Consider the following 800-nt stretch of genomic DNA (forward strand, 5'->3'; position numbering starts at 1 on the left):
CCCGATCGGATCGGGCCAGCCGGTTATAGGCGGCGTATCCGTCGACTTGCAGGATGCCGCGATAGCCGTCCAGATGACGGGCGACACATTCGCCGGCGCGGCTGTCCTCGAAGCGGTAGGCGACGATGGGCGGTCCACTGCCGCCAAAGGGCCGATCATCGCGGACATAGGTCCAGAGGTAGGCCGTCTTGGCCTTGCCAGATCCCGGCGCCAGCGTTGGCAGCGTGGTCTCATCGGCGAAGACCCGCTCCCCCTGCTTGATGCGAGCCAGTGCGTAATCGGCGAGCGGCTCGAGCTCGAAGCCGAGCTTGCCCATCCACTGCGCCATCTGTGACCGGTCGATCTCGACCTGATCGCGGGCATAGATCGCTTCCTGGCGGTAGAGCGGCAGGCCATCGGCGTATTTCGACACCGCGATCTGCGCCAGCAGCGCTTCGGTCGGAATGCCGCTTTCGATGATGCGGGCGGGCGCGGCTGCCTGGATGACGCCGTCCCAACCCTTGTAGGCATATTTGGGGCGACGCGTAACGATCACCCGGAACTTCGCCGGGGTGACATCGAGCCGTTCGGAGACGTCCTCGCCGATCAGGATCTTTTCCAGCGCTTCGCAGCCAGCAGGCGTTTCGGGCTCGATGACCACCTCGACCCGTTCGAGATGGGCCGCAAAGCCTTTGCGAGGGCGCGGGGCGCGCTTCGCTTTCGAGCCGCCCGCAGACTTCTCCATCTGCGCTTGGATGGCCGCCACGCCGGTTTCGATCTCGTCGAAGACCAGAGCGTACTGCTCCTCGCTCAGCGCACCG

The 800-nt window shown here is 65.5% G+C and carries 1 protein-coding gene; it reads right to left on the minus strand.

Features of this window, described 5'->3' with window-relative positions:
• Positions 1-800 (minus strand): IS66 family transposase (tnpC, locus tag NKH01_RS35175; protein WP_353024746.1); only part of this gene is annotated, 800 nt, incomplete at both ends.

This window comes from Mesorhizobium sp. M1403 (genome assembly GCF_040317695.1).
In the GTDB taxonomy this organism is placed as follows: Bacteria; Pseudomonadota; Alphaproteobacteria; order Rhizobiales; family Rhizobiaceae; genus Mesorhizobium.